The organism is Oceanobacillus phoenicis (assembly GCF_047238145.1).
Classification (GTDB): Bacteria; Bacillota; Bacilli; order Bacillales; family Amphibacillaceae; genus Oceanobacillus.
In genome coordinates, this window is the sequence record NZ_JBDFME010000001.1 from 3,838,498 (window position 1) to 3,864,726 (window position 26,229).

The following is a 26,229-nucleotide window of genomic DNA, read 5'->3' on the forward strand; positions in this document are numbered from 1 at the left end:
TAAATCTAATATTATATTTCGACATTATCAGACTAAATTCCTTCTCCGACTCTAAAAAGGTGATTATTTACAGTTATAAATTGAATTTAATCCATTGGAGCTAGACAATAATCATGCGGAGAGAGCAATTAAGCCTTTTGTAATTGGAAGGAAGAATTGGCTGTTTAGAAACACTGCGAAGGGTGCAAAAAGCAGTGCTCTTATTTATAGTGTGGTTGAAACAGCTAAGGCTAATAAACTCAATCCTTATGCATACCTCAAATATTTATTTGAAGAACTTCCGAGTGTAGACCTTACCAATGAAACGGTAGTTCAACACTATTTACCTTGGTCAGACCATCTACCTGAAAATTGTCATGTGCCAAGTAAGAAGTAAACCAATCATAGCACGAGCCTAGACCTGAAAATAGGTGTGGGCTGTTTGACGCTTACCTTTAGAAGAGTCATTTATACTTCTTGCACTAATTGCGTAAGGAGTGAAATCATGGCTAAAGATATTATCAAAAAAACAAAGAATGGAACTTATTATTTTCGAGAAAATTTAGGTTATCATCCCGTCACTGGTAAGCAAATTCAAAAATATCGCAGTGGTTTTACAACTAAAAAAGAGGACCGACGTGAAGAAAACCAAGTCAAAAATTGACTTTTGGACAAAAGAAGAGTTTGAAAAAATCCTCTCTTACATTTATAAAGAGGATTACTATCAACATTTTTTATTTGTCTCGCTATGGGTTTTATTTATGACAGGCATGCGAATTGGAGAGGCTACTGCAGTTCAATGGGATGATATTGACTTCGAAACAGGAGTATTGTCCATTGATAAAACACTCTACTACAAGAATTTGGATGACTTCTCTTTTGTCGAACCGAAAACAAAAGCAAGTTCCCGTCATATTGTTTTAGACGAGGATACATTAAATTTACTTTGTGAATGGAAAGATATACAGCAATCTGTTATCCAGACTAAATTTGTAATGAGCTATAATGGTGTTCCCACGTAAAATCATACACTCTCTTATGCTATTACACGTTATTCTAAAATGGCCGGCGTTCACCGAAACAGCTTACGTGCTTTTAGGCATTCACACGCTTCATTGCTTATCAGTATGGCGGAAAATCCATTAATTATTAAAGATCGCTTAGGGCATGTAGATATCGAAACAGTAATTTTGAAGTAGCTCATAAATTACAAGGGGTTCTATCTTACCAAACTTCAACTGAAAAAAAGACACTTCACCAAATATCAATTCACTGGTCAATACCTGCGAAAAGATACAGAAAAAGACTCAGAAATAAATAATGCCATAACAATGCAATGACAAAAGAAAAAAGAGCCGGAGTTCTTGTCGTGCAAGGCTTCTCGGCTCTTCTACAATTATTCCCACTCAATTGTAGCAGGCGGCTTACTCGTTACGTCATACACAACGCGGTTAATATTATCTACATCATTCACAAGACGTGTAGAGATTCTTTCTAATACATCCCATGGGATACGTGCCCAATCGGAAGTCATACCATCAATAGAAGTTACCGCGCGGATACCGATTGTATGAGCGTACGTACGTGCATCACCCATTACTCCCACACTTTTGATGTTTGGTAGGACAGTGAAGTATTGCCAAATATCACGATCTAGACCTGCTTTTGCAATTTCTTCACGTAGGATTGCATCCGATTCACGAACGATTTCTAAATGTTCTTCGGTTACTTCACCTAGGATACGGATAGCTAATCCAGGTCCTGGGAATGGCTGGCGCCAAACAATACGATCGGGAACACCTAATTGAGATCCTAATTCACGTACCTCATCTTTAAATAAAGTATTTAAAGGCTCAATTAATGTAAACTGCATATCTTCTGGTAATCCACCTACATTATGGTGAGATTTAATGGTTTGTGCAGTGTCGGTACCACTTTCAATAACATCCGTATATAGTGTACCTTGTGCTAGAAAGTCGATATCTTTAAGTTTTGATGCTTCATCATCAAATACATAAATAAATTCATTACCAATAATTTTACGTTTTAATTCTGGGTCGGATACACCCGCTAATTTAGATAGGAAACGATCTTTTGCATCGACTTTGATAATATTCATCTGAAAATCTTCTGCAAATACTTTCATGACATCATCTGCTTCATTTTTACGAAGAAGGCCATGATCCACGAAAATACAAGTCAGCTGATCGCCAATCGCTTTATGAATCAAAGCAGCTACTACAGAGGAGTCTACTCCACCGCTTAGTGCACATAATACTTTACGGTCGCCAACTGCTTCTTGGATTTTCTCTATTTCCATATCAATGAAGTTCTCAATGGACCAATCTCCAGCACATCCACAAACATCAAATACAAAGCGATTTAATAAATCATTTCCATATTCAGTGTGACGAACTTCCGGATGGAATTGAACACCGTACAAGCCCTTTTCTACATTACTAATTGCTGCAATCGGTGTGGAAGGACTTGTTGCATCAATGTTGAAAGATGGTGGTGCTGCAGTGACTTTGTCGCCGTGACTCATCCAAACAGTCTGTCCTTTTGGAGTATCTTTAAATAATACCGGATCTCCATCAAGTTCAATCAATGCTTTCCCATATTCACGGTTCTTAGAGCGTTCAACCTTACCGTCATAATGAAGTGACATTAACTGCATTCCGTAGCAAATCCCTAATACAGGAATTCCTAATTCAAAAATACGCTCGTCACAGCGGAAACTATTTTCATCATAAACACTATGAGGACCGCCAGAAAGAATAATTCCTTTTGGATTCATTTCTTTGATTTCTTCAGCGGTTAATTTATGAGAATGAAGTTCACTATAAACGCCAAATTCTCTAATTCGACGTGTGATTAATTGATTGTATTGACTTCCAAAATCAAGTACAAGTACTAACTCATTATTTTCCATAATCGCTCTCTCCTATCTATACTTACTATAGGCTTGTCTCTTATATTATTAGTTTGTGTTTCGTTTACATACCGTATACCTTATGACTAGTATCATCCATATCTATTCGAAATAAAATAATAAAATAACAAACATTTACCTATGAAAAAACCTGGAAAACTGTCCTTCCATTAGCTACATAGACATAGCTATCTAAAAAGACAGAAATCCAGGTATCTTAACCGAACCTGCTTCTGCCTTCATAGTCAGGTCATTTACGGTGACCCGGTAGATACTTTCGAACCATATTATCGAGGATATACGAAAGGCATTGGATAAAATTCGATATACTAATATAGAAATCGACTTTTATCACTATATTTTCACATGTCCTTATTCTACTAAGCAGGCTCCCACTGGTCAACCCATTATACGGTTAATTAAATTTTTCCATAATTGAGTTAGTTCTTGTATTCGTAACGAATGGTTGCCACTATAGATTGTTCGTTCATAATGTCTCGTAAGTTCTCCCATATCTTGGGAAGATAAATTAAAGTCTATTTCCTTTGCAAATTCTCTCAGTGTTTGATCTGGATGTCTTTGATACCCTTGCTTTTTGAGTAACGTAATTAAATACAAATATGCATCTTGGAAGGAGGCCGTATCTTGTTGCTTTTCTAGTTTAGCTTGAATCATTCTCACTTTTAGATGATGACGCTTATTATATAAAATAATAGCAATGATGAGAACCAGCACTGCTATACCGATCCACATATACCAGGGATTAATGGTAAAACCATTATCATTAGTCGAGCTTCCCGTAGCTTGCGTATCATCTTCCTCTTCTGGCACCTCGGATTCTGACTCTGGTGGCTCTTGTATATTATTTTCTGGAGCTTCTAAATCTTGCTCACTTTCATTATTTTCTTCTAACTCGACATGAAAATCAGACAAGTTTGTAAAACCTTGTGTAGGTTCGAATGGAACCCATCCTGTTTCCGGAAAATATACTTCTACCCATGAATGGGCATTGGAATTCTTTACTTCGTAGATTCTCTTATCATCATCTAATGTGTCCGTGATTTCACCACCAGTAAATCCTTTTACCCATCGAGCTGGGATATCGAGTGATCGCAATAGAACTACCATAGAAGTAGAAAAATTATCACAGTAGCCAACCTTTGTATCAAACAAAAATTGGTCAACATAATCTTCCCCATCGCCTGGCACCGGAACATCGGATGTCTGATATTGATAATCGTTCGAACTAAAGTATCTTTCAATTGCTTTTGCCTTATCATAACGTGTTTCTTGACTATTTGTAATTTCTTCTGCTAATTCTTCCACTCGTTCAGGAAGTACATCTGGAAGTTGTGTGTATCTCGCTTGAATCGCTTCACCATCATCGCCGTCATCTTCTTTCAATACATCTATGTCATAAGAAGGATGATTATATTGAATTTGATATTGATTAGGTTCTACATCTTCGCCATTTTCTTTCATGAATACAGATTCCATACTAACATCATGAAAAATATCATACCCATTCTCTATAGTTACTTGATTTGCACCGTAAGGATAAACAAGTTTCGGAAGCGACTCCCCACCAACAAATTCGATTTCTGCTTCTAAATCTTCAAGTTCGACATTAGTTGAAAAAGTAGCAAATGGAATCATACCATTAGGTAATTCCATCTCTGTACTATCTAGTGAAACTTCCCAACCCTTCCCGGTATAAACATCCTTCGTCTCTATACGCCAATAATGATCTTCTTCTGCAGTCGCTTCAAATACTGGTGTATCATCCTGAATAAAGGATCCACCTAGTTGTGAATCATTTTCCCCATAACCAACCTTTTGAACCGGACCACTACCATATCCTGCATTCTCTGCCGCACTTTGAATGAACGGCACGGGATCTGGCCATTGTGGATCTAATTTAGGTGCCGCATATCCAATCATCGTAGAAAATAAAACAAACCCTATCAACGGCACAAGCCAATAAACAACACTATTCTTTATGGTTATTCGAACAGATCCTTTATCCATTTCCTTTCCTAAATTGGCAATTCCCAACGCAACAAAAGAAATAATAAATGTACGAACCACCGAGAACGCACCATCATAAACAGTAAATGTATCAATAATCGTCACGTAGAAAAAAGTTAATAGAATAAATAAGAAAATATGCTTCATTTGTACAAACCAGTAATGCAGTAAGTAACTCATTAACCATATTAAGACTAAGAATAGCAAACTACGGAACATTGGCGTTAAGAAATACCATTCTTGAGAGAAAAGAACATTTATATTATAAAATAATTCCTCTATCGCAATTGTTATCCACTGCAAATCAACCAGACTAACGTCAAAGTATAATCCATTTAAAATGAATATTAATGCGAAGCCTTTTAATGAGAGTGTTAACCACCATTTCATCTCAAACAGAGACAAGAAAAAACAATAAGCCGCAAACATTACAAACACACCAACTGTTGTATCCGTTATATCACCAAGCGGATATAGCCATTCTAAAAATAAGAAGAACCCACAGATATACAGCAGTATCGTCGTTATTTGGTTTGATTGTTCTCCTTTAAGCTTCATCTAACATTCACCTCGATAGGACTCTCAAGCAGGTGTTGGTCGGTTATCATTTGAACGTGAATATTCGCAAGTCTCATCTGCTGAATAATGCGATGTTCTTCTTCTGTAATAAGTGACCCTGCCTGAATAAATATTACTGCCAAATATTTTCTCCCCACTTTTCCTTCTAACATTATCTGCATTAAAAAATCATCTACATGAGTAACAATGATAAAAATACTTTCCGATTTTCTATTTCGTTTTAATTCTTCACGTAGACGAATAGAAAATGGTTGGGTCCCACTAGGTTGAGCATGTATGAAATAACGATTCACTGGAGAATGATTACTTTTCCCGTATTTGGATGGGAAAAAGTGGGACTCTTGTCCAATTGAAAGAAAATTGGCCTGATGATCCTTTTTTTGAAATTCCATTAATAAAGAGGAGGTAATTTCAATAGATGCTTCATATGCTAATTGGTTCAGACGCGTACTATTACAACTATCTAATATCACGAGAATTTCCGTACTTTTTTCCTGTTCAAATTCCTTTGTCATTACATCCTGTCTTCGTGCAGTTTGTTTCCAATCAATCCATGACACACGGTCGCCAGGAGCATATTCTCGAACACCCGTAGCAATATTCGTGTTAGATTGATTTACCACAGCAGAAGCAACCGCTCCTTGATCATAACTCGTTATACGATCTTTAATTTTCAGATCATGAATATAAGGAAACACAACGAGCTTATTTTCCACAGGTATCGTTACCTGTTTTTTTATTAAACCAAAAATATCACCAGTACGTAACGTAACTGCTCGTAACTCATGCTCTCCTCTAGGAACTTGTTGGATTGAATAAGTAAATGATATCCGTTTTCTGAATAACGGGAATACCATTCGATTTAATGTTCGGTTCCCTTTGAATTGGTTTGGATTGGAGAAAGAACGATACTTTTCCTTTTTTACATCTCTTACCATCAATGAATCGGGTATTTGTTCCCTTATAGAACAATAGAACAAAGGAAATGATGAATTTCGTTTCATATGAATCGTTACATAAATCTCATCACCAGCTTGAACTACCGATCGAGGGATTTCACGTGATATTTCCCATTTTTTAAACGGATAAATAGATAGAAGTAACTGGTATAGAAAAATTGGTAGAAAGCTATAAAATAAAAACCAACTTACAAATCCACCTTGAAACATCGCATAGCTAAATAATATAACTATTAATAAAACTAGCCATGTGATATTCCAAGTAGCTTTTATCTTTGCCTTCATTCTGCTGTATCCTTCCTTATTGGAACATGCGTTGATTTAATAATAGATGCTATTGCATCTTCACCAGAGATCCCCTCATATCTTGCTTCGGAAGTAAGGATAATACGATGAGATAATACGAATGGAGCAAGATACTTCACATCATCAGGGATAACATAATCACGATCGGAAATATATGCATAAGCCATAGCAGCCTTCATCAAAGCTATGGATCCACGCGGACTAACTCCTAAGTATATCGAGCTATTTTCTCTTGTTCTTGTTACAAGATTAATAATATATTGTTTCACAGAATGGTCGATATAAACTTGCTTTACTTCTTCTTGTGCCTGTAATACATCTGCCTGCGTCATTACGGCTTCTATTGCTTCGATTGGATGAGTAGAAGAAGTCCGATGCAGCATTTCTAACTCTTCCCCAAATGTTGGATATCCCATCTTCAATTTCAATAAGAAACGATCCAACTGTGCTTCAGGCAATGGGTATGTACCTTCATATTCAATAGGATTTTGTGTTGCCATGACGAAAAATGGTTTCTGTAACTGTTTCGTCTCTCCATCCACGGTGACACTTTTTTCTTCCATAGCTTCTAACAAAGCAGATTGTGTTTTTGGCGAAGTTCGGTTAATTTCATCTGCTAAGATAATATTTCCAAATATTGGACCACTTCTGAATTCAAATTGCAGTTCTTTTGGATTATATATTGACACTCCAGTCACATCGGAAGGTAGCAAGTCTGGAGTAAATTGGATACGTGTAAAATCACTATTTATAGATTTTGCCAACGTTCGTACTAGCATTGTTTTTCCAACACCTGGAACATCCTCTAGCAATACATGGCCATCTGTTAAAAGAGCCACTAAACTTAAACTAGCCACCTCTTCTTTACCGATGATAACTTTATTTATATTTTCGATAACACGTTCTATTTTTTCGTTATAAATCTTTGTTTGTTGAATCATATTCATCCCCCTTCGCCTCTCTTACCATTATCCTACTATAACTATACTAGAAAAGTACATGAAATCAAACGCAATAGTTTGATAATTTAAAATCTAGTGTTAACACAACTTCTATTTTCTATACTAAAATTAACTAGATATTTTACTAGAATGAATTCATGAGGACTTGTTTAATACTTAGCGATTTCTCCCCTGTTTTTTTGAAAGAAAAGTTCTCATTAAAAGATGGAGTATAGCAAAAATAAGAATAAGAAAATACGGAGATTCCTTGAAAATCAAAATCGATTTCTGCGTGCGATGCAATGCTGTCGAGGTCTTCCTTGTCCTGTGGGGAACAACGCATAGGAGGGACCCCGGATTGCATTTGTAACCGGAGGATCACCACCCGCCTTAGGTTAAGCGCATTGTATTTCTGTGGCGGATTTCAAAACCTAATCATTAAGATAAAAAAAGCGTAATGCAAAAATACTGCATTACGCTTTTACTATTTAATATGTTAAAGGACCATTTGGACCTAACGGTAATCCAAGTAGCATCCAAATGATTAACATGAGTGACCAGCCAACAAGGAAGAATATAGAATATGGTAACATTGTAGAAATTAACGTACCAATTCCCATCTTCTTATCATATTTCTGAGCAAATGCAATGATTATTGCAAAATACGTCATGAGCGGTGATATAATATTCGTCGATGAATCAGCAATACGATAAGCCATCTGTGTTAACTCTGGAGAATAACCTAATTGCATCATAATTGGAACAAATACTGGTGCCATCATAGCCCATTTCGCAGAAGCACTTCCCACAAATAGGTTAATAAATGCTGTAATCAAGATAAACATTAAGATAAGAGCGAACCCTTTTAAGTTAATACTGTCTAGGAATTCAGCACCGTAAACACCTAGAATTAATCCCATATTTGATTCATTAAAATAAGCTACAAACTGACCAGCAGTAAAGGCAAGTACAATAAACATCCCCATAGACGCCATTGTATCCGTCATTTGACTAGCTACATCTTTATCATTTCGAATCGACTTCGTAACAATACCATATGTCAAACCAGGAATTAAGAATAATAATGCAATAATTGGAACTAATGAACTCATGAACGGAGATTGAATGATTGCATCCATTCCAGGCCCATCGCCACGAAGTGGAGCATTTTCCGGAAGTACTAATAATAGTGCAAGTACACCAGCAACTACGAATGAGATTCCAGACCAGATAAGTCCTTTCTTCTCTATGCTACTAATACCTTCTAGATCTTCTTTTTGGTCACCTTTATATGAACCAAGACGAGGTTCTACTATCTTTTCAGTTACCCAAGCACCTATAAATGTTAATACAATAACAGAAGCTGCAATAAACCACCAGTTCATCGCAATGTTCATTTGCTCTGCATAGGCAGGATCAATAATTGCTGCACCAGCAATTGTTAATTCACCTAACATTGCATCTGTACCGGATAATGCAAAGTTTGCACTAAATCCTCCAGAAACACCAGCAAATGCTGCTGCTAAACCGGCTAAAGGATGTCGGCCAAGTGCCGCGAAGATTAATGCACCTAATGGGGGCAGTACTACATAACCAGCATCTGATGCCACACTGGACATAATACCTGCAAATACAAGACCTAATGTTACAAATCGGCCGGGTATAGCTAATACAAATCCACGAAGCATTGCACTGATTAAGCCTGCTCGTTCAGCTACTCCGATACCTAGCATCGTCACAAGAACAACACCAAGTGGAGCGAATCCGATAAAGTTATCGGTCATGCTTTCAAAAATATATTTAATTCCTTCAGCATTTAGTAAATTGTTTATTTCAACAATTTCTCCTTCTTGTCCTGGATGTTCCACACTTATATTAAGTGGCTGCAATGCAGCAGAAAGAAGAAGAACAATTAAAGCTAATATTGCAAATAATGTAACAGGGTGAGGTAATTTATTTCCTACAAACTCGATCATATCGAGAAAGCGTTGGAATAACCCTTTTCTTTCTTTTGCCATGATGTTGCCCCTTCCTTGTTATTAAATCGATAATATTCTGACAATAAAGTCTGCGTTTAGACATGTTTTCCATTATACATTCGAACAGATAATAATGAAACCTATTACATTAAAGTAAAAATAGTAGCATTTTTCATAAGATTGTCGAAAAATGCTACTATTTGATGTTATATATTAAAATATGGATTCTCATTCATATCAACCCATAAAGGAGATTGTTCTAAAAAACGAGCGAATCGTAATAATCGATGTTCTTCTCCTTTGTTTGCCATAACTTGAACCCCTAGAGGTAGCCCTTGTTCGGTCAAATAGAGCGGTAATGACATAGCAGGCTGCCCTGTTAAATTAGCAAGTTGTGTAAATGGAGTATACGTTAGACTCGGTAAAAACATATCGTAAATAATATCTTGTTTTTCTACATTAGATACCTTCTCAATATATTCTTTGTAGTATTCCTTTTTCTCCTTTGTAATTGTCAATTCCCCAACTTTAGGTGCGGAATAAGCAGTTGAAGGAGTTATGTAAAAATCATATGTCTGATGAAAATAAGCCATCTTCTCTGCTGCTATGTCCCATGAGGACAGACTTTGCGAATATGCTGCCGCACTCACAGATTCTCCAGCTCGGTGTAACAACCAAGACTCTATTTCCATGTCATCATCTGTTAATTTTCGGTTAAGCATATTTTCTAAACCTAAGATAGTTGCATTCATCTCTCCACTGTTCATTATATAATAATCTTTCATCAATTGTTTTCCATCTACAGGATACTCGACCTCTTCAACATAATGTCCTTCGTCACGCAATAGCTGAATCAAATTATTCACCGCTTCTTTTGCTTCCTCAGACACTGGAGTCCCGACCGGTGATTGAGTAGAATACGCTATTTTCAACGATTTTTCCTGTGATTTTTCTATATCATTTAAATAACTACCTTCATATAATGGTGTCTGAAATGCAGCATGGGGTTCTACAACCTGCAATTGATCCAACATCGCGGCACTATCACGGACAGAACGACTTAATACAAAATTGATCGATGCTCCTTGCCACTGTCTACCAACACCGGGACCAACTGGAGTTCGTCCACGAGTAGGTTTTAATCCAAATAGCCCCGTAAATGATGCAGGAATCCGTATAGATCCTCCACCATCACTTGCTCCCGCTAATGGAACTACACCAGAAGCAATAGCTGCAGCTGCTCCCCCACTAGAACCACCCGGTGAATATAATGTATTCCACGGATTATGCGTCGCTCCATAAAACTCTGGTTCAGTTATATTTTTCAAACCGAATTCCGGTGTATTTGTATGGCCCATAAATAAGAAACCGGCTTCTCTAAATTTCTTAACAAAATAGTTATCGTGTTTATATGTAATATCTTTTAAAAGTTTTGACCCCGATGACGTTGGTTCTCCTTCAATAGCCTGTGAAATATTCTTCATCAAAATCGGAACACCTTTAAACATGCCATTAGGAATCGTTACTTCATTAATAGACTCTTTTCTCACTCGTTTCTCACGACTATGAGTAATAATATTCAATTCGTTATTTACTTGATTCAATCTGTGAAATGCTACATTGATTAACTCTTTTGGATGTACTTCTTTGTTCTTGATCAAGTTTGCTAATCCTGTAGCATCATAGGTCACATACTCTTTAAGATTCATGCAGCAATTCATCTCCTATAACTATAACCAAATTCTACCATTTCCAAATCTAAAAGTCATTATCTATATATTTTAAAAAAATATTAAAATATTTACAATACGTATTGAAATTGAGAATCATTATCAACTATAATGTAATTAATGAACAGAGAGGGGAATACACATTGAAAAAGATATATTCATTATTATTACTAGCTCTACTATTAGGGGTACTTTACGGATGCGGCCAAGACGAAGATGCTACTGCAACTGATAATAATTCTAGTACACAAGAAGAAGAGACCTCAGAAAACCAGTCTGTTACATATTTAGATAAAGAGTACGAAATACCGTCTGAAGTAGATTCAATTGTAACCGCTAGCTTAGAATCTATGGAAGATGCAGCGATTCTTGGTATTCAGCCAACTGGTGTTTTAGCTATAGCTAATCAAGTACCCGGTTATCTAGCAGAGGATTTTGAAGATCCTACTTTAATTGGAGATAAAAGAGAACCAAATCACGAAGTAATCGCTACTTTAGAACCTGATGTAATTTTAGGGTCATCTAAATTCCAAGAGCCAGTAGTTGAAAAACTAAGTAAAATTCAAACAACATTACCTTATTCACATATCTCTTCAGATTGGGAAGACAATCTATTATTAATAGGACAATTAACCAATAAAGAAGATGAAGCACAAACAATTATTGATAATTATAAACAAGATGCAGAAGACCTTTCTTCTCAAATCTCTGGAGAAATGGCAGATCAAGATGTCCTTATTGTTCGTGTAAGAAGTGGTTCTATGTTTGTATACCCAGAAGATGTTTATTTAAACCCGGTACTTTATCAAGACTTAGGAATTCAAGTACCTGAAGTAATTAAAAATTCAGAAGCTCAAGCTGAATTATCGATGGAGACTTTAGCAGAAATCGATCCAGACACGGTATTTTTACAGTTCGAAACATCAGAAAATGCGGAATCACCTGAAGCGTTAGATGAGTTAATAGAGGATCCAATCTTCCAAAGCACTACTGCTGCAAAAAATGATAACATTCACGTAAATGCAGTTGATCCACTCGCTCAAGGTGGTACTGCTTGGTCAAAAGTACATTTTCTTGAAGCATTAAACGAACTATATTCGGAGTAATGAATGATGATGAAGAAAAAAAACACATGGATGCCGGTACTCATACTAGCATCCTCTCCTTTTTTTATCGTAATAGTTATGGTTAGTTCTATTATTATCGGTACAAAAGATATATCGATAGAGGCCATCTATCAAGCTATATTTCATTTCAATGAAAGTAATGTTGACCATCAAATTATTTGGACATCTCGTATTCCAAGATTTACAGCAGCATTACTCGTTGGAGCGTTTCTTGCAGTTGCTGGTGCCATTATGCAAGGGATAACTAGAAATTACTTGGCATCTCCGTCAATTATGGGTGTAAATGACGGGTCTGCATTTCTAGTAACATTAGCGATTATCTTTTTACCAAGTATGTCTAATACTTCGTTAATAATAATTTCAATGATTGGTTCAGCTATAGGTGCTGGGCTTGTTTTTGGATTTGGATCTATTATCCGTGACGGGTTATCACCTGTAAGACTAGCAATTATCGGAACTATAATCGGAACATTCTTAGGAAGTGTCGCTACTTCTATTGCAATGCATTTTCAAGTATCTCAAACGATAACATTATGGTATAATTCCAAAATTCATTTAGTAGATCCGAAGCTACTTCTATTATCTGCTCCTATAGGAATTGTAGGTATTATACTGGCTTATTCACTAGCTAAGGGCATTACAATTAGTTCACTTGGCGAAGAGGTTGCTATTGGCTTAGGCCAGAAAACATTATGGATCAAGATTACTTCGATGTTTACTGTTGTCATTTTAACTGGTGTATCCGTCGCTCTCGTAGGTAGAATTGGTTTTGTAGGATTAATTATTCCACACATTACTCGATTTTTAGTTGGTGTCGATTATCGTTATATCATTCCGTGTGCAGCAGTTATTGGAGGATGTTTTTTAGCTTTATGTGATGTGATTAGTAGATTAATTAACTTCCCATATGAAACTCCAATCGGGGTAGTGACAGCGATTATTGGAGTGCCATTTTTCCTCTACTTAATCTGGAGTAAGGGAAGTGTGAAAAGTGCTTAAACAAACAACTAGATTTATTATTATTCAAGGTGTATTATTACTATTAATTTTAGTATCTTCTTACCTCCATTTAACAAATGGCGAATTCGACATGAAGATTATGGAAATTATTCGAGTGCTCCTCGGAATCGGTAATAATGAAATGCATGAATTAGTCATCTTTGATTTCAGAATGCCTCGTATAGTACTAGCAATTATTACTGGAGCTGGCCTTGGGATTGCGGGTGTTGTTTTACAAGGGATAACAAAAAATGAATTAGCCGACCCTGGGATTCTAGGTATAAATGCAGGTGCTGGTGTAGGGATTATTTCATTTATGTATTTTTTCCAAGTAATGTTTTCCTCCTTCTCTTTAAATGGCTGGGTATCTATCATGTTGTTACCGATATTTGGATTTGTAGGAGGAATTATAACCGCAATATTTATCTTGTTCTTTGCTACCAAAAACCAACAGATGGATATGCAACGATTAATCTTAACTGGTATTGCTTTAAATAGTGGTTTAGGAGCTCTATCCATGTATATCTCTTTAAAACTGTCACCAGAAGACTATGAAATGGCCGCAATATGGACAACAGGTAGTATCTACAATGCAAATTGGATCTATATTTGGTCTTCCCTGCCTTGGTTAATAATATTAGGATTTGTTATTTATCGAAAAGCTCCGATACTCGATTATTTCCAATTACAAGAAGATCAAATGATTAGTATTGGCATTCAAACGGAAAAAGAAAAAAGGCTTTTACTATATTCAAGCGTGGGGTTAATCAGTGCTTGTGTGTCCGTATCCGGAAGCATTGGTTTCATTGGATTAATGGCTCCACATATTGCAAGACAACTTATCGGAATCAAACACCGCTATGTCATCCCAGTTAGCGCTTTGATTGGTGCTACATTAGTCGTTCTGTCTGATTTCATAGCAAAAACTATTTTTTCTCCATCTGAATTACCAGTTGGAATTGTTATTTCGATTATTGGGATACCTTATTTCCTTTATCTTCTCATTCGGAATAAGGAAGGATGATATGTAATGTCAAAAAACACAATTCAAATTGATCATGTAACTACTGGGTATAGTAAAAAGACGATTATTTCTGACCTTTCACTAGAAATCGAAGAAGGCAAAATAACAACGATAATTGGTCCCAATGGTTGTGGTAAATCCACACTTTTAAAAACAATTGGCAGGGTTTTAAAACATAAATTTGGTGACATCCTTTTATATGATCAAAATATGAAGAACCTTTCTACAAAAGAGATAGCTAAAAAGTTGGCAATACTATCCCAGTCGCCTTCAGCTCCAGGAGCAATCAAGGTAGAGGAATTAATTTCTTATGGACGTTACCCACACCGTAAAAATAAAAACACATTAACCAAACAGGATCAATCGATGATTGAATGGGCAATGGAAGTTACTAAAACAACCGAATACCGGAATGAAGAAATAGCACAATTATCTGGGGGACAGCGTCAACGAGTATGGCTAGCAATGACCTTAGCACAGGAAACAAATATACTATTACTTGATGAACCTACTACTTATTTAGATATGGCTCATCAATTAGAAGTGCTACAAATTGTAAAACAATTGAATCAAGAAAAACAATGTACTGTTGTTATGGTGCTGCACGATATCAACCATGCAGCTAGATTTTCAGATAATATCATTGCAATGAAAGATGGAGAGATTATCCAAATAGGTAGTCCGGACGAAATTATTCATCCTTCTGTTTTACAAAAAGTATTCCAGATTGAAGCTAGAATCTTAAAAGACCCTCAAACAAATAGTCCTGTTTGCTTTGGTTATGAATGCCAGATTAAGAAGGAGATTTATAATGAGCGAAATTAACATTATTGAAAATAAAATCTCTATTCACTCTTCATTTGTTAATGATACTTACCATATACAAATATATACACCAGATTGTCCTGTTCCTGAAAACGGGTTTCCAGCAATTTTTGTATTGGATGGAAGTTCTCACTTTCAACTAGCGGCTGACGTTGTTCGTCTACAGCATATCCGCCATACGAAAACAGGGGTACATCCAAGTATCGTTATTGGAATCGCTCATCAGGATGAAGATAGAAGAAATAAACGTTTTCGAGATTTTACTGCACTATCAGATCAAGTTGTTTTTCCAGATAGAATGAAAGGAAAAATTCCAGACCTCTTTGGTGGTGCTGAACAATTTTTGAATTTTATAGAGCTTGAATTATTTCCGGAGATCAATAAACATTTGTTTATCAATCAAGAGAAACGAACATTGTTTGGTCACTCACTTGGTGGATACTTTTCTCTATTCGCAAGTATCTATTCTCAAAATTTATTTGATACATATTTAGCTTGTAGTCCTTCCATTTGGTGGAATGACTATGAACTGAATAGTTATATCGAAAGAGCATTACAAATAAAAAATGACCATGCACAACGAAGACATTTATTTGTTGGAGAAAACGAAGGATTTATGGTGGATGATGCAAAACAACTACAACAACTCTTAAAGCATTATAACCTTAATTGTGGATTATATATCGCTCCAGATGAAAATCACGCTTCTGTAGTTCCTACTATTATGAGCAGGGCGATTCGATATGCTAGCAAATAAGCCCCTCATTCTTAAGTGTCATAAATTTAAATTTCATTCAATGGGAGTTTTCCTTCCCACTATAATATTAGTTGAACAGATAAATAAATCCGAACTTTAGTTTAATTTTTTAGATTAAACTAAAGTTCGGATTTTCATTAATGGAGTGAATTTCTTAATTGCCACGTTTTATTTTTATTATAGGTAAATTTGATTTTGATAGTGATGCAAAACGGTGACTTCTTCTCAGAATAACAGAGCATAAAAACTAGCAGATACAAAGAAAATTGTCGAAGAATTATTAGTACATAGAGTAAGTCTATAAACAAAAGAACAAGCGAATCACAAGAACTTTAGTAAATAGAATGCGTCTATTTACCAAAACATAAGCAATTTACAGGAATTTTAGTAAATAGCATACTACTTCTTTATTAATTAGTTGAAACCGTGCCTGCTAAAAAGCAAGCCATCTGCAATGAAAATTGGATCGAGCAACATTTGGATTTACCAAATATCTTAATTATGAACGAATTTTTAATGTGGGGTTAATTTCACTTCTAATACCTACTAGTCCAAGAATAAGCAAGAAATTTTTCTGCACAGCTAAATAACCATCTTTAGGGTCATACCATTCTTGTAATGTATGTGCTCCTCCAGCCTGTCCACCAGTACCAGAAGTAATTGAAGGAATTCCTAAACTCATTGGATAATTAGCATCCGTACTACTTGGTCCAGATAATTCTGGTGTTTCCCCTATCGCTATAATTGCTTCTTGTAATGCACATACAATCGGAAGGTCCTCACTTTGTTTAGCAGGTGGTCTATTGCCAAATCGATGTATGTCTACCGTTAATGTATTGCTTTCCCAACGGCGATTTTCAGCTTCACATGCTTCCTTTACAATTTCCTGGAACTTTTCGTCTAATCGATCAAGTTCTGATTTTGAATTAGAACGTAAATCAACTTGCATAGAAGCAGTTTCTGATATTGCATTTACAGAAGAACCACCAGTTATCGGACCAACAGAGAATGTTGTTTTTGGATCAGATTTCGTTACTATATTTGATATGTCTGCAATTGCTCTACCTAACGCATGTGTAGCACTAGGCGTCCCAAAATCGGCAAAGCTATGACCTCCAGGGCCAGAATATGTAATTTTATAACGATAACTGCCTGTTCCTTGATAAGTAATTCTTTCTAGATTTGGACCATCAATAGAGATAAACCCATCAACTTGATTTTCATTAAAATAAGCTTTTACTCCTCTTAAATCTCCTGCTCCCTCCTCGCCAACTGTACCGCCAATTATAATATCCCCGATCGTTTCAAGCTCCATTTCCTGTAAAGCACGTACTATAGATAAAACCTCTGCTAATCCTCTTGTATCATCCCCGATACCTGGAGCGAATAATTTACCTTCTTTTTCTGTTACAGTCGTATCCGTACCTTCTGGGAATACCGTATCTATATGTGCAGAAATCACTAATTTCGGACCATTACCTGTCCCTTTTCTTATTCCAAAAACATTTCCTTCTACATCAATATGCACATCCTCAAGTCCATATTGAATTAACATTTCTTGAAATTTCTTGGCACGTTCTTGTTCTTTAAATGGCGGGGCTGGTATCTCTGTTAATTGAATTTGCTCTTGTAATGTTTGTTTATCATCTTGATGAATAAACTCTAATATTCGCTTTATTTCTTGCATCCCCATTAATTGTTCAAACACTTCTTTCATCTTGTAAGCCTCCTTTTCTACTATCCCTTATAAATATTTTATCATCGTTTTTAAAATGGAGCTTGGCAATTATGAAATTTATTCATATTCTATTTTAATATTAAAAATGAATGTCGCTGTATGAACATATAAAAGTTGCTAATTGTTTTTACTAAAGAAAGATGCTCTTGGTGGGTAACTTTCAGCTAATTTTAACACAAAAAAAAATTATATAACTACATAAAATCATAATATACATTAAAACTAATCGTAACCAGACAAGATTTTTATATTCACCCTCCCCGACGAATGTTCGTTGAACAAAACCAGATATTTACGAGCATGTATCTCCTACTTATACACTTTGGCTAGGTTTCATCGCATTAAAGTGAGGAGGAAAATACTGAACATTATATGCAGGATAAAACAAACGATTTTTGCAAATGTCAGCAAATAAAAGCTTTTAAAAGAAATAATAGGGCATAGTAATGTTAAATCCGTCAAATAAAGTTATTTTTCGCTTCATATGTATTCATCCTGATTTTTGCTATTTGTTAAAAAATTAAAGTTTTGTTATTGTTGTTAATGTTTTGCAATTTAAGGTAGAAGGTTTAGCTCTATACCCAAGAACAGTAAAAGATAAAATAAGTTGCGAGCTAAACTAGCAGAGGAGAAAAATAATCAAACCAAAGAATCGAGGGAAATAATGAACAAACGTCTAATAGATTGGCCAACATTTATTGGAGCACTACTTATATTACTCATTGTTGTAATTCCATTAATTCTATTTCCAGAAGCTGGGTCCGAGGTAATTAATGCAGCTAATAGCTTTGTAACAGGTAACTTCGGTATTTTGTATCTTATTTTAGGCTTGGGATCATTAGTATTTATCTTATATGTTGCATTTAGTAAAAATGGGCGGATTAAACTGGGCGGAAGAGAAGTGAAGAAAGAATTTGGTACCTTTTCCTGGGCAGCGATGCTTTTCTCTGCTGGTATAGGTTCTAGTATTCTGTACTGGGCTATGATTGAGTGGGCATTCTACTATCAAGGTCCACCATTTGGGATTACTCCAGAATCAGAAGAGGCAATCAATTGGGCTGCTTCTTACGGTATATTCCATTGGGGACCAATAGCTTGGGCTCTATACACATTACCAGCTTTACCTATAGCATATTTTTATTACGTCCGAAAAAAACCTGTATTAAAAATTAGTGAAGCATCAAGACCTGTAATTGGTAAATATGCCGATGGCCCGCTTGGAGTAATCATTGATATACTATTTATCTTTGGACTTTTAGGTGGAGCAGGAACGACATTAGCCTTAGGTACACCAATGATTGCAGAAGGAATAAATTATGTAACAGGAATTCCTGTTACTTTACTTTTACAAGCAATTATCATGATTATATGTACAGTGATTTTTGCAATTAGTTCATTTTCAGGGATTAATAAAGGAATTAAAAGGCTAAGTGACTTAAATCTTTGGTTAGCCATCTTCATTCTAGCCTTTGTCTTTATATTTGGTCCGACTCTTTTTATTAGTGAAATGACTTTTACCAGCCTTGGTGTAATCGTTAATAACTTTTTCTCTATGGCAACGTGGTTAGAACCAAAAGCAAACGTACCAGGAGTTGAAGGGACAAATTTCCCTGAAAGCTGGACAATCTTTTACTGGGCTTGGTGGCTTGTTTATGCACCATTTGTCGGTTTGTTTGTAGCAAGAATTTCACGTGGTCGAACCATTAAGGAAATGATTTTAGGGACTTTAATCTACGGAACGTTAGGTTGTGTGCTGTTCTTTGGTATCCTTGGTAATTATGGGTTATACCTACAGCTTTCCGGTTCATTTGACGTTATTAGTTACATTAATGAATATAGTGCACCAGCAACCATAATTGCCATCCTTGATCAATTACCATTAGCTTGGTTTGTAATACCAGTATTTACTGTCCTTGCAATTGTCTTCTTGGCTACGACATTTGATTCTGCATCCTACATTCTTGCTGCAGTAGCACAAAAACAAGTAACGAAGGGTGAGCCGCTAAGATGGCATCGCTTGTTCTGGGCATTTACATTAATGATTCTACCGATGGCGCTTATGTTTATTGGAGGGCTTGAAACACTGCAAACCGCCAGTATTGTCGCCGGTTTCCCAGTCATGTTTATTATGATACTGTTAGCTTGGTCGTTTATGCGGGCTTCAACATATGATATTAATCAAACAAAATATTCTAACTCAGGCACTGCTATCATCATTGATGTTGAAAGAGATCAAAACCGAAAAGAAAAAAATAAATAAAGTGAAATCGCAATACGTGGGGATGTCGTTCTACTTCAACGAAAAATGAGTACCATAGGGCATAAGCTAAGGAGCCTTTGAACAGAATCGGACATTTATGAGCAATTTATTCTGTCACATATCTGAAGTTCCATGATACAGATAACTATAAAAAATCCGGAGAAAATAGCAGCTTCTCCGGATTTTTTATTAGCTAATTTCTTTTTATCCTTACCCACTCACATCTATTCTAGGCATTCCGTAACACTTTTTTTAGAAGTACTATGTTAACTTTGCGGAATTTCGCTCGATTAAAGAGGTCGGTAATGAATAATGATGTTTTATCTCTTCTCCGTGTAACACTTGGAAAATCAGATGCGTAGCTAATGCTCCTGCGTCGTACTTTGGTTGACGGATGGTCGTTAAAGGGGGATTCGTGAATTCCGTCAAATTAATATCATCAAACCCAATAATTAAAATATCGTTTGGTATAGTTATCCCCTTTTCTTCAAAAGCCTTCATTCCGCCAATTGCCATCTCGTCATTCGCATAAAAAATTCCGTCGGGAAGTTCTTGTTGAGCAATAAGTAAGTTTGTTGCACGGTAACCACCTTCTCGAGTAAAGTCACCTGACAATTTCCACTTGTTCTTCTTTGAAATATTATATTCTTCTAATGCTTTTTCAAATCCTTCTAGACGACGTTTATTATCAAAAGAATTAACTGGACCGCTTACAAAAGCAAGCTTCTCTGCCCCTTGTTGAATTAAATATTCTGTTGCAGAAAAAGCACCTTGAATATTATCAACCTCTACATGAAAAATAAATTCCCCCTCTAACTCACGATCTAAAACGACAATAGGGAATCCATTTTTCGCTGATTCTAATGCAATGGTATCGCTTATATTATGCGCAAGAATTATAGCTCCATCAACACGTTTCTCACGCAGAAACTTTACTGCTGTAGAATCGTTCCCTCCTATAGAGTTACAAGCAATTAAATCATAGCCATTTGACATTGCCACATCTTGTACCCCTTGTATTAATTCAGAATAAAATGGGCCAGATAAATCGCTAAGAATTAGTGCAATTGTATTGGTCTTCGTTCGTTTAAGGTCGGAAGCAGGACCGTTCTTTTTGTAATTTAATGCCCGTGCAGCTTCTTCCACTTTTTTTCTTGTTGCTTCACTTATCTTATTACTATTGTTTAAAGCATAAGAGGCTGTGGAAAGAGCTACACCTGCTTTTTTTGCTACGTCTTTTATTGTTGCCATTATCTCTTCCTCCAAATAATACATCCCATCATGATTCAATCGGAAGCCAATCTAAAACATGTTTGATTTGTTTATCCCAGTAGTCCCATGTATGATCGCCTTCGTTAAAAATATGCGTAATATCTAAATTTGTTTGCTGACTCTCATGATAAAAACGTTTATTCACATCATAGAGAAAATCATTTCGTCCACATGCTTGATAAAATTTTGGTTTATTACCTATAGATTTATCTAAATGCTTCATTCTATTTATTATATCATTTTCACTTCCAGCAATTGAGTCTTTTCCAAATACAAGTTCCAGACTTTCTTTTTTATCTCCAGGTTGCTCACGTATTCTATCTAAATGTGAAACCATATCGGTAACCCCAGACAAACTAGCGATTGCCGCAAATTCATCTGGGAAGTTTAATCCCCACTTCAAAGCTCCAAAACCACCCATAGAGTTTCCTGCTACAAAGGTATGCTCTCGTTTATTAGATAGAGGGAAAAACTGCCTAGACAAATACAACACCTCTTCAGTTAAATAGGTAAAGAACCTTCCTCCACTTTTCATATCTGTATAATAACTGTTATCTACCGAAGGCATTACTACAGCTATATTTTTCTCTAACGCATACCGCTCAATCGATGTATTGCGCATCCATATATTACCATTATCGCTAAAACCATGTAATAAATAAAGGGTAGTATATTCTTTTTTTTCATTTCCTTGAGGTAAAATAACTGACATCGTCATCGTTCTTGATAACACTTCAGATGAAAACTCACACTGTAAATAGGCCATGTCTTTTTTCACTCCCTATTCTTTCATTCCTCCAACATTGAACCCTTCAATAACATACCGTTGGAAAATTATAAAAATCACTAATACTGGTATAACCATAAATGTAGCTCCAGCCATTTGTAATCCATAATTGGTTACATTCTGGTCTTGTAATAATGCCAAACCTACAGACAGTGTATATAATGCTTCATCATTCGCTACAATTAATGGCCAAATAAAACTATTCCACGCTCCAATAAAGGTGAGTATAACTTGCACAGCTAAAATCGGCTTCGCTAAAGGAATAATTAACTTGAAGAAAATATAAAACTCCCCAGCCCCGTCCAGTCTAGCTGCTTCCAGCAATCCATCTGGTATAGTCTGCATAAATTGTCTAATCAAAAATATGTTGAAAGCAGCAATCAAGCCTGGCAATACAATCCCAGACATTGTATTTGTTAAACCCATCTCATTTAGAACAAGGTAAGTTGGAATCATTGTAACTTGCCCAGGTATCATCATCGTAATTAACACAATCGCAAAGAGTATTTCTTTCCCCTTAAATTGAAACTTCCCAAATCCGTATCCTGCCATGGTGTTTAATAGAAGGCCTACCATAGAGAAAAATACAATGATTAATGTATTAATTAAGTAAGTTCCAAAATTCATACTGACAAAGAGATCGATAAAGTGTTGAAAGGTGGGATTTTCAGGAATAATCGTTGGCGGTATTTGTAATACCTCTCTATCAGTTTTTAACGAGCTCAAAATCATCCATATAAATGGTAGTGAGACTAGAATACCGCCTAAAATTAATGCGACATTAACAATTATTTTATTAGCTTTACTTCGTATTTGCATCGCTTCTCACTCCTTTACATGACTTCTTTCTTACGTAGTTTAAACTGTAGTAATGTAGCTAAAATGACAATAATGAATAATACAAACGATGCTGCTGCACCATAACCAAATTCACTATATTGGAATCCTTCTTGATATATAAATAGCGCAATCGATACCGTACCATCTAAAGGTCCTCCATTTGTCATTACAAAAGGTTCTTCAAAAAATTGTAACCAACCAATTAAGGTAGTAACTACTACAAAGAATGTAGCAAATCGCATCGATGGTAATGTGATTTTCGTTAACTTGTGCCACCAATTTGCTCCATCTATTTCTGCTGCTTCATAGTAGGTCTTTGGTATAGATTGAATTGCAGCTAAGAATATTAACATACTTACACCATTACTCTTCCAAACTGCTAAAATTATTAGAGAGATTTTAGCTATAAAAGGATCATTTAACCAAGGCACAGCATCTATATCCACCGTGGACAATAAATAATTAAATAAACCATATTCTTGGTTATACAGAAAGCCCCATACTACTGCAATCGCTACAATATTTGTAATTGATGGCATATAATATACAACTCGGAATGTGTTCGACATCCAATTCGATACATTACTTAATGCCAACGCAATAACAAATGAACTTAATACTGCCAAAGGAACACCAATTACAACATAAAATAACGTATTTACCATCGCTTTTAAAAATACGTCATCTTGGAACAACCTTACAAAGTTATCCAAACCTATAAAATTAACGGAATCCCAGTTAGCTAGGCCAACTAAACCCATGTCAGTAAAGCTTATACCAAGCGCTATAATAATTGGTAAAAATGTAAAAATAGCAAGTAAAATAATAGCTGGAGCAATGAATAGATAGGGTGTTAGCTTTGATTTATGTGTATTCATATTACCCACCTCGCCTCTTTAATTGTAAGAGGTTAGGACATATTAAATACGCTTGTCCCAAACTCTCATTATCTATTCCCCTAATATTCTACTTACTTCTTGACGATAAGCTTCGAGTGCAGTATCAATATCTTGTCCACCACGATAAATTTGCTCTAGTGTATTAACAAGCTCTTGACCGATATTATTAAATTCAGGAATTACTGGTAGTGCTTGAGTGGACTCTAATTGCTCTCCGAATGTATTTACTTTTGAATCTTCCGCTAATATTGGATCATCCCAAGCAGATGTATTTGCAGGAAGCTCATTTCTTGTTTCATACCATGAAAGTTGCGTTTCTGGATCTGACATCCAATTAATAAAGTCTAACGCTCCGTCCACATTATCCGAATTATGAAAAATCGACCAATGCGCTCCGCCGATCATAGAATTATTCGTTTCTGCCATGGGCATCACACGAACATCCCACTGTCCATCTAATTCTGGCAATTGGTCTTTTAATTGATCAATTTCCCATGGGCCACTAAAATACATTGGTTTTGAACCATCACTAAATGCTTGATATAGTTCTTTTCCTTCTTCACTTTGCGTTAAGCCTTCTTCAAAAAACGTATTATACAATTCCACCGCTTGAACAAATTTTGGATCTTCAAAATTCTTCGTTCCAAGTTCTTCATCATATTCCCAACCTTGCCCCCAAGCTAACATAAATGGAAAGTTAGGATCTGTTTTAGGAAATTCTATTCCATACTGTCCTTCTCCTCGATCAGCCAATTTTCTAGACGCATCTAACACATCATCCCAAGACTCTGGTCCTTCTGGATAACCTACTTCCTCTAAAATATCTGTTCGGTAATATAATGTTCTCGTATCGACATACCAAGGAACGCCGATAGTTTGATTATTAAATTCTGTTGATGCAACTGCTTCCTCGAAAAAATTATCTGGACTTAAATTCTCATAGTCACTTAAATGGTCAGTTAGATCTAAAAATGTACCCGCTTCACCGAATTCAGCTACCCATGTAGTTCCAATCTGTAATACATCCGGTCCTTTTCCTGATGCTACCGCAGTAAGTAATTTATCATGTGCATTATCCCAAGGAATAGCTTGTACTTCTACTGTCACTCCTGTTTCATCTTCATATTCTGTAACAAACTCATCCAAATCTTGACTCATTGTCCAAACAGTTAACGTATTACTAGAACCTTCAGATTCATTATCTGATCCCCCAGAGCATGCCGATAAAACAAAGACCACTCCAATAACGATTGCATATATCCATTTATACTTACTTTTCAACATGTAAACACCCTTTCTTTCACTTTTTACTTACACATCTAAATCCCATATTTCCAGTAGAACTATCTGGCGTGTTTGCTGAGCGAGCAGCAACACGATAGCGATTACAATAACTTTTATGACAGAGATATGATCCTCCACGTATCACCTTACTTATTCCTGTATTCGGCCCTACTGGATTATCTTCTCCACCGCGGTTGGAAGGAACATTGGTAAACCAATCAGAACACCACTCCCAAACATTACCCGCCATATTAAATAGACCATACAAATTCGCTGAGAAGGATTTTGCAGGTGCAGTCCCTAAATATCCATCATCCAATGTATTGTGCGATGGAAAGTTACCTTGCCAAATATTACACTTATGAATACCATCTGGAACAAGTTCATTTCCCCATGGATATAGTTTTTGTTTCAATCCACCCCTAGCTGCCATTTCCCATTCCGCTTCTGTTGGTAGTCTTTTTCCAGCCCACTCACAATACGCATTTGCATCATTCCATGACACATGAACTACTGGATGGCACATGCGATTGTCAATGGATGAGTCTGGACCTTCCGGATGTGCCCAATCTGCACCTTTTACGACTACCCACCATGGGGTTTGAGCTACTCTATCTGTCGCTGTCTCCATTACATCCCGACTTAAAAATTGAAAAAATACAAACGACCAACCATACCGTTCTGCATCCGTAAGATATCCGGTAGCCTTGATGAAATCTCGAAATTGTCTATTCGTTACAGTGGTGGAATCCATAAAAAATGAATTTACAGAAACACTTCTGACAGGGCCTTCCCCATCTTCAGGAAAACCATCACTTTCTTGATTCCCCATCAAAAATACTCCACCCTTAATCTCTACCATATTTTCAAGGAAAGAATGTTTTTCCGTTAATTGAATACCGCTAATCTCAGTCGTTTTTTTTGGTTGCTGTGATCTATTGGGTACACAACAGCTTCTCTTTTGCATGAATATACCTCCATTAT

Annotated in this window: 19 protein-coding genes, 2 pseudogenes and 1 riboswitch; of the genes and pseudogenes, 8 read left to right on the forward strand and 13 right to left on the reverse strand. The window is 36.1% G+C overall.

The annotated features are described in order from the left end of the window. Positions 1-91 precede the first annotated feature (91 nt). Positions 92-376: pseudogene (locus tag ABC346_RS19290) on the forward strand (transposase domain-containing protein); the annotation flags it as partial. Between the two features lie 108 nt (positions 377-484). Then, positions 485-1,319, forward strand: a pseudogene (locus tag ABC346_RS19295) (site-specific integrase). A gap of 56 nt (positions 1,320-1,375) precedes the next feature. Here ABC346_RS19295 and guaA read toward each other — a convergent pair. The 6 genes from guaA to ABC346_RS19325 all read right to left on the reverse strand — a co-directional run bounded on the left by guaA (position 1,376) and on the right by ABC346_RS19325 (position 11,412). After that, positions 1,376-2,911, reverse strand: a complete 1,536-nt coding sequence (guaA, locus tag ABC346_RS19300; RefSeq protein WP_413236402.1) for a glutamine-hydrolyzing GMP synthase — start codon at positions 2,909-2,911, stop codon at positions 1,376-1,378. A gap of 222 nt (positions 2,912-3,133) precedes the next feature. Further along, positions 3,134-3,235, reverse strand: a riboswitch (purine riboswitch). Between the two features lie 75 nt (positions 3,236-3,310). Next, positions 3,311-5,497 (reverse strand): transglutaminase TgpA family protein, encoded by a 2,187-nt coding sequence (locus ABC346_RS19305; protein WP_413236403.1) that lies wholly within the window; start codon positions 5,495-5,497, stop codon positions 3,311-3,313. After that, positions 5,494-6,762: a DUF58 domain-containing protein gene (locus ABC346_RS19310; protein WP_413236404.1), complete on the reverse strand. Its 1,269-nt coding sequence runs from the start codon at positions 6,760-6,762 to the stop codon at positions 5,494-5,496. The genes ABC346_RS19305 and ABC346_RS19310 overlap by 4 nt, the downstream gene beginning before the upstream one ends. After that, complete coding sequence (locus ABC346_RS19315; RefSeq protein ID WP_413236405.1) at positions 6,759-7,724, reverse strand: AAA family ATPase; 966 nt, start codon at positions 7,722-7,724, stop codon at positions 6,759-6,761. Before ABC346_RS19315 ends, ABC346_RS19310 begins: the two co-directional genes overlap by 4 nt. Before the next feature lie 488 nt (positions 7,725-8,212). Beyond that, positions 8,213-9,742, reverse strand: a complete 1,530-nt coding sequence (locus ABC346_RS19320) for an AbgT family transporter (RefSeq protein WP_413236406.1) — start codon at positions 9,740-9,742, stop codon at positions 8,213-8,215. Between the two features lie 167 nt (positions 9,743-9,909). Further along, positions 9,910-11,412, reverse strand: a complete 1,503-nt coding sequence (locus ABC346_RS19325; protein WP_413236407.1) for an amidase family protein — start codon at positions 11,410-11,412, stop codon at positions 9,910-9,912. A gap of 164 nt (positions 11,413-11,576) precedes the next feature. Between ABC346_RS19325 and ABC346_RS19330 the strand changes: the two genes are divergently transcribed. From ABC346_RS19330 to ABC346_RS19350, 5 genes are read left to right on the forward strand one after another with little or no spacing between them, the layout of a single operon-like run. Next, entirely contained in the window at positions 11,577-12,539 is a 963-nt protein-coding gene (locus tag ABC346_RS19330; protein WP_413236408.1) for an iron-hydroxamate ABC transporter substrate-binding protein, read from the forward strand. Positions 12,540-12,548: 9 nt separating this feature from the next. Further along, positions 12,549-13,559, forward strand: a complete 1,011-nt coding sequence (locus ABC346_RS19335) for a FecCD family ABC transporter permease (RefSeq protein ID WP_413236580.1) — start codon at positions 12,549-12,551, stop codon at positions 13,557-13,559. Then, positions 13,552-14,583, forward strand: a complete 1,032-nt coding sequence (locus tag ABC346_RS19340; RefSeq protein ID WP_413236409.1) for a FecCD family ABC transporter permease — start codon at positions 13,552-13,554, stop codon at positions 14,581-14,583. Before ABC346_RS19335 ends, ABC346_RS19340 begins: the two co-directional genes overlap by 8 nt. A gap of 6 nt (positions 14,584-14,589) precedes the next feature. Further along, the gene (locus ABC346_RS19345; RefSeq protein ID WP_413236410.1) at positions 14,590-15,408 is read left to right on the forward strand and encodes an ABC transporter ATP-binding protein; all 819 of its coding nucleotides are present in this window, start codon (positions 14,590-14,592) and stop codon (positions 15,406-15,408) included. Further along, entirely contained in the window at positions 15,395-16,165 is a 771-nt protein-coding gene (locus ABC346_RS19350; protein ID WP_413236411.1) for an alpha/beta hydrolase, read from the forward strand. The genes ABC346_RS19345 and ABC346_RS19350 overlap by 14 nt, the downstream gene beginning before the upstream one ends. Positions 16,166-16,664: 499 nt before the next feature. Here the strand turns inward: ABC346_RS19350 and ABC346_RS19355 are convergent, their stop codons facing one another. Beyond that, entirely contained in the window at positions 16,665-17,882 is a 1,218-nt protein-coding gene (locus ABC346_RS19355; RefSeq protein WP_413236412.1) for a M20/M25/M40 family metallo-hydrolase, read from the reverse strand. 685 nt (positions 17,883-18,567) lie between these two features. Between ABC346_RS19355 and ABC346_RS19360 the strand changes: the two genes are divergently transcribed. Continuing rightward, complete coding sequence (locus tag ABC346_RS19360) at positions 18,568-20,163, forward strand: BCCT family transporter (protein WP_413236413.1); 1,596 nt, start codon at positions 18,568-18,570, stop codon at positions 20,161-20,163. 261 nt (positions 20,164-20,424) lie between these two features. On the opposite strand, the gene ABC346_RS19365 is transcribed toward ABC346_RS19360, so the two are convergent. The 6 genes from ABC346_RS19365 to ABC346_RS19390 form a co-directional block, all read right to left on the reverse strand. After that, the gene (locus ABC346_RS19365; protein ID WP_413236414.1) at positions 20,425-21,414 is read right to left on the reverse strand and encodes a LacI family DNA-binding transcriptional regulator; all 990 of its coding nucleotides are present in this window, start codon (positions 21,412-21,414) and stop codon (positions 20,425-20,427) included. 28 nt (positions 21,415-21,442) lie between these two features. Next, positions 21,443-22,201: an alpha/beta hydrolase gene (locus ABC346_RS19370; protein WP_413236415.1), complete on the reverse strand. Its 759-nt coding sequence runs from the start codon at positions 22,199-22,201 to the stop codon at positions 21,443-21,445. 15 nt (positions 22,202-22,216) lie between these two features. After that, positions 22,217-23,041, reverse strand: coding sequence for a carbohydrate ABC transporter permease (locus ABC346_RS19375; RefSeq protein WP_413236416.1), 825 nt, complete (start codon positions 23,039-23,041; stop codon positions 22,217-22,219). Between the two features lie 14 nt (positions 23,042-23,055). Beyond that, positions 23,056-23,940 (reverse strand): carbohydrate ABC transporter permease, encoded by an 885-nt coding sequence (locus tag ABC346_RS19380; RefSeq protein WP_413236417.1) that lies wholly within the window; start codon positions 23,938-23,940, stop codon positions 23,056-23,058. Between the two features lie 72 nt (positions 23,941-24,012). Beyond that, on the reverse strand, positions 24,013-25,245 hold the full coding sequence (locus tag ABC346_RS19385; RefSeq protein ID WP_413236418.1) for a sugar ABC transporter substrate-binding protein: 1,233 nt from the start codon (positions 25,243-25,245) through the stop codon (positions 24,013-24,015). A gap of 16 nt (positions 25,246-25,261) precedes the next feature. Next, complete coding sequence (locus ABC346_RS19390; RefSeq protein ID WP_413236419.1) at positions 25,262-26,212, reverse strand: formylglycine-generating enzyme family protein; 951 nt, start codon at positions 26,210-26,212, stop codon at positions 25,262-25,264. Positions 26,213-26,229 lie beyond the last annotated feature (17 nt).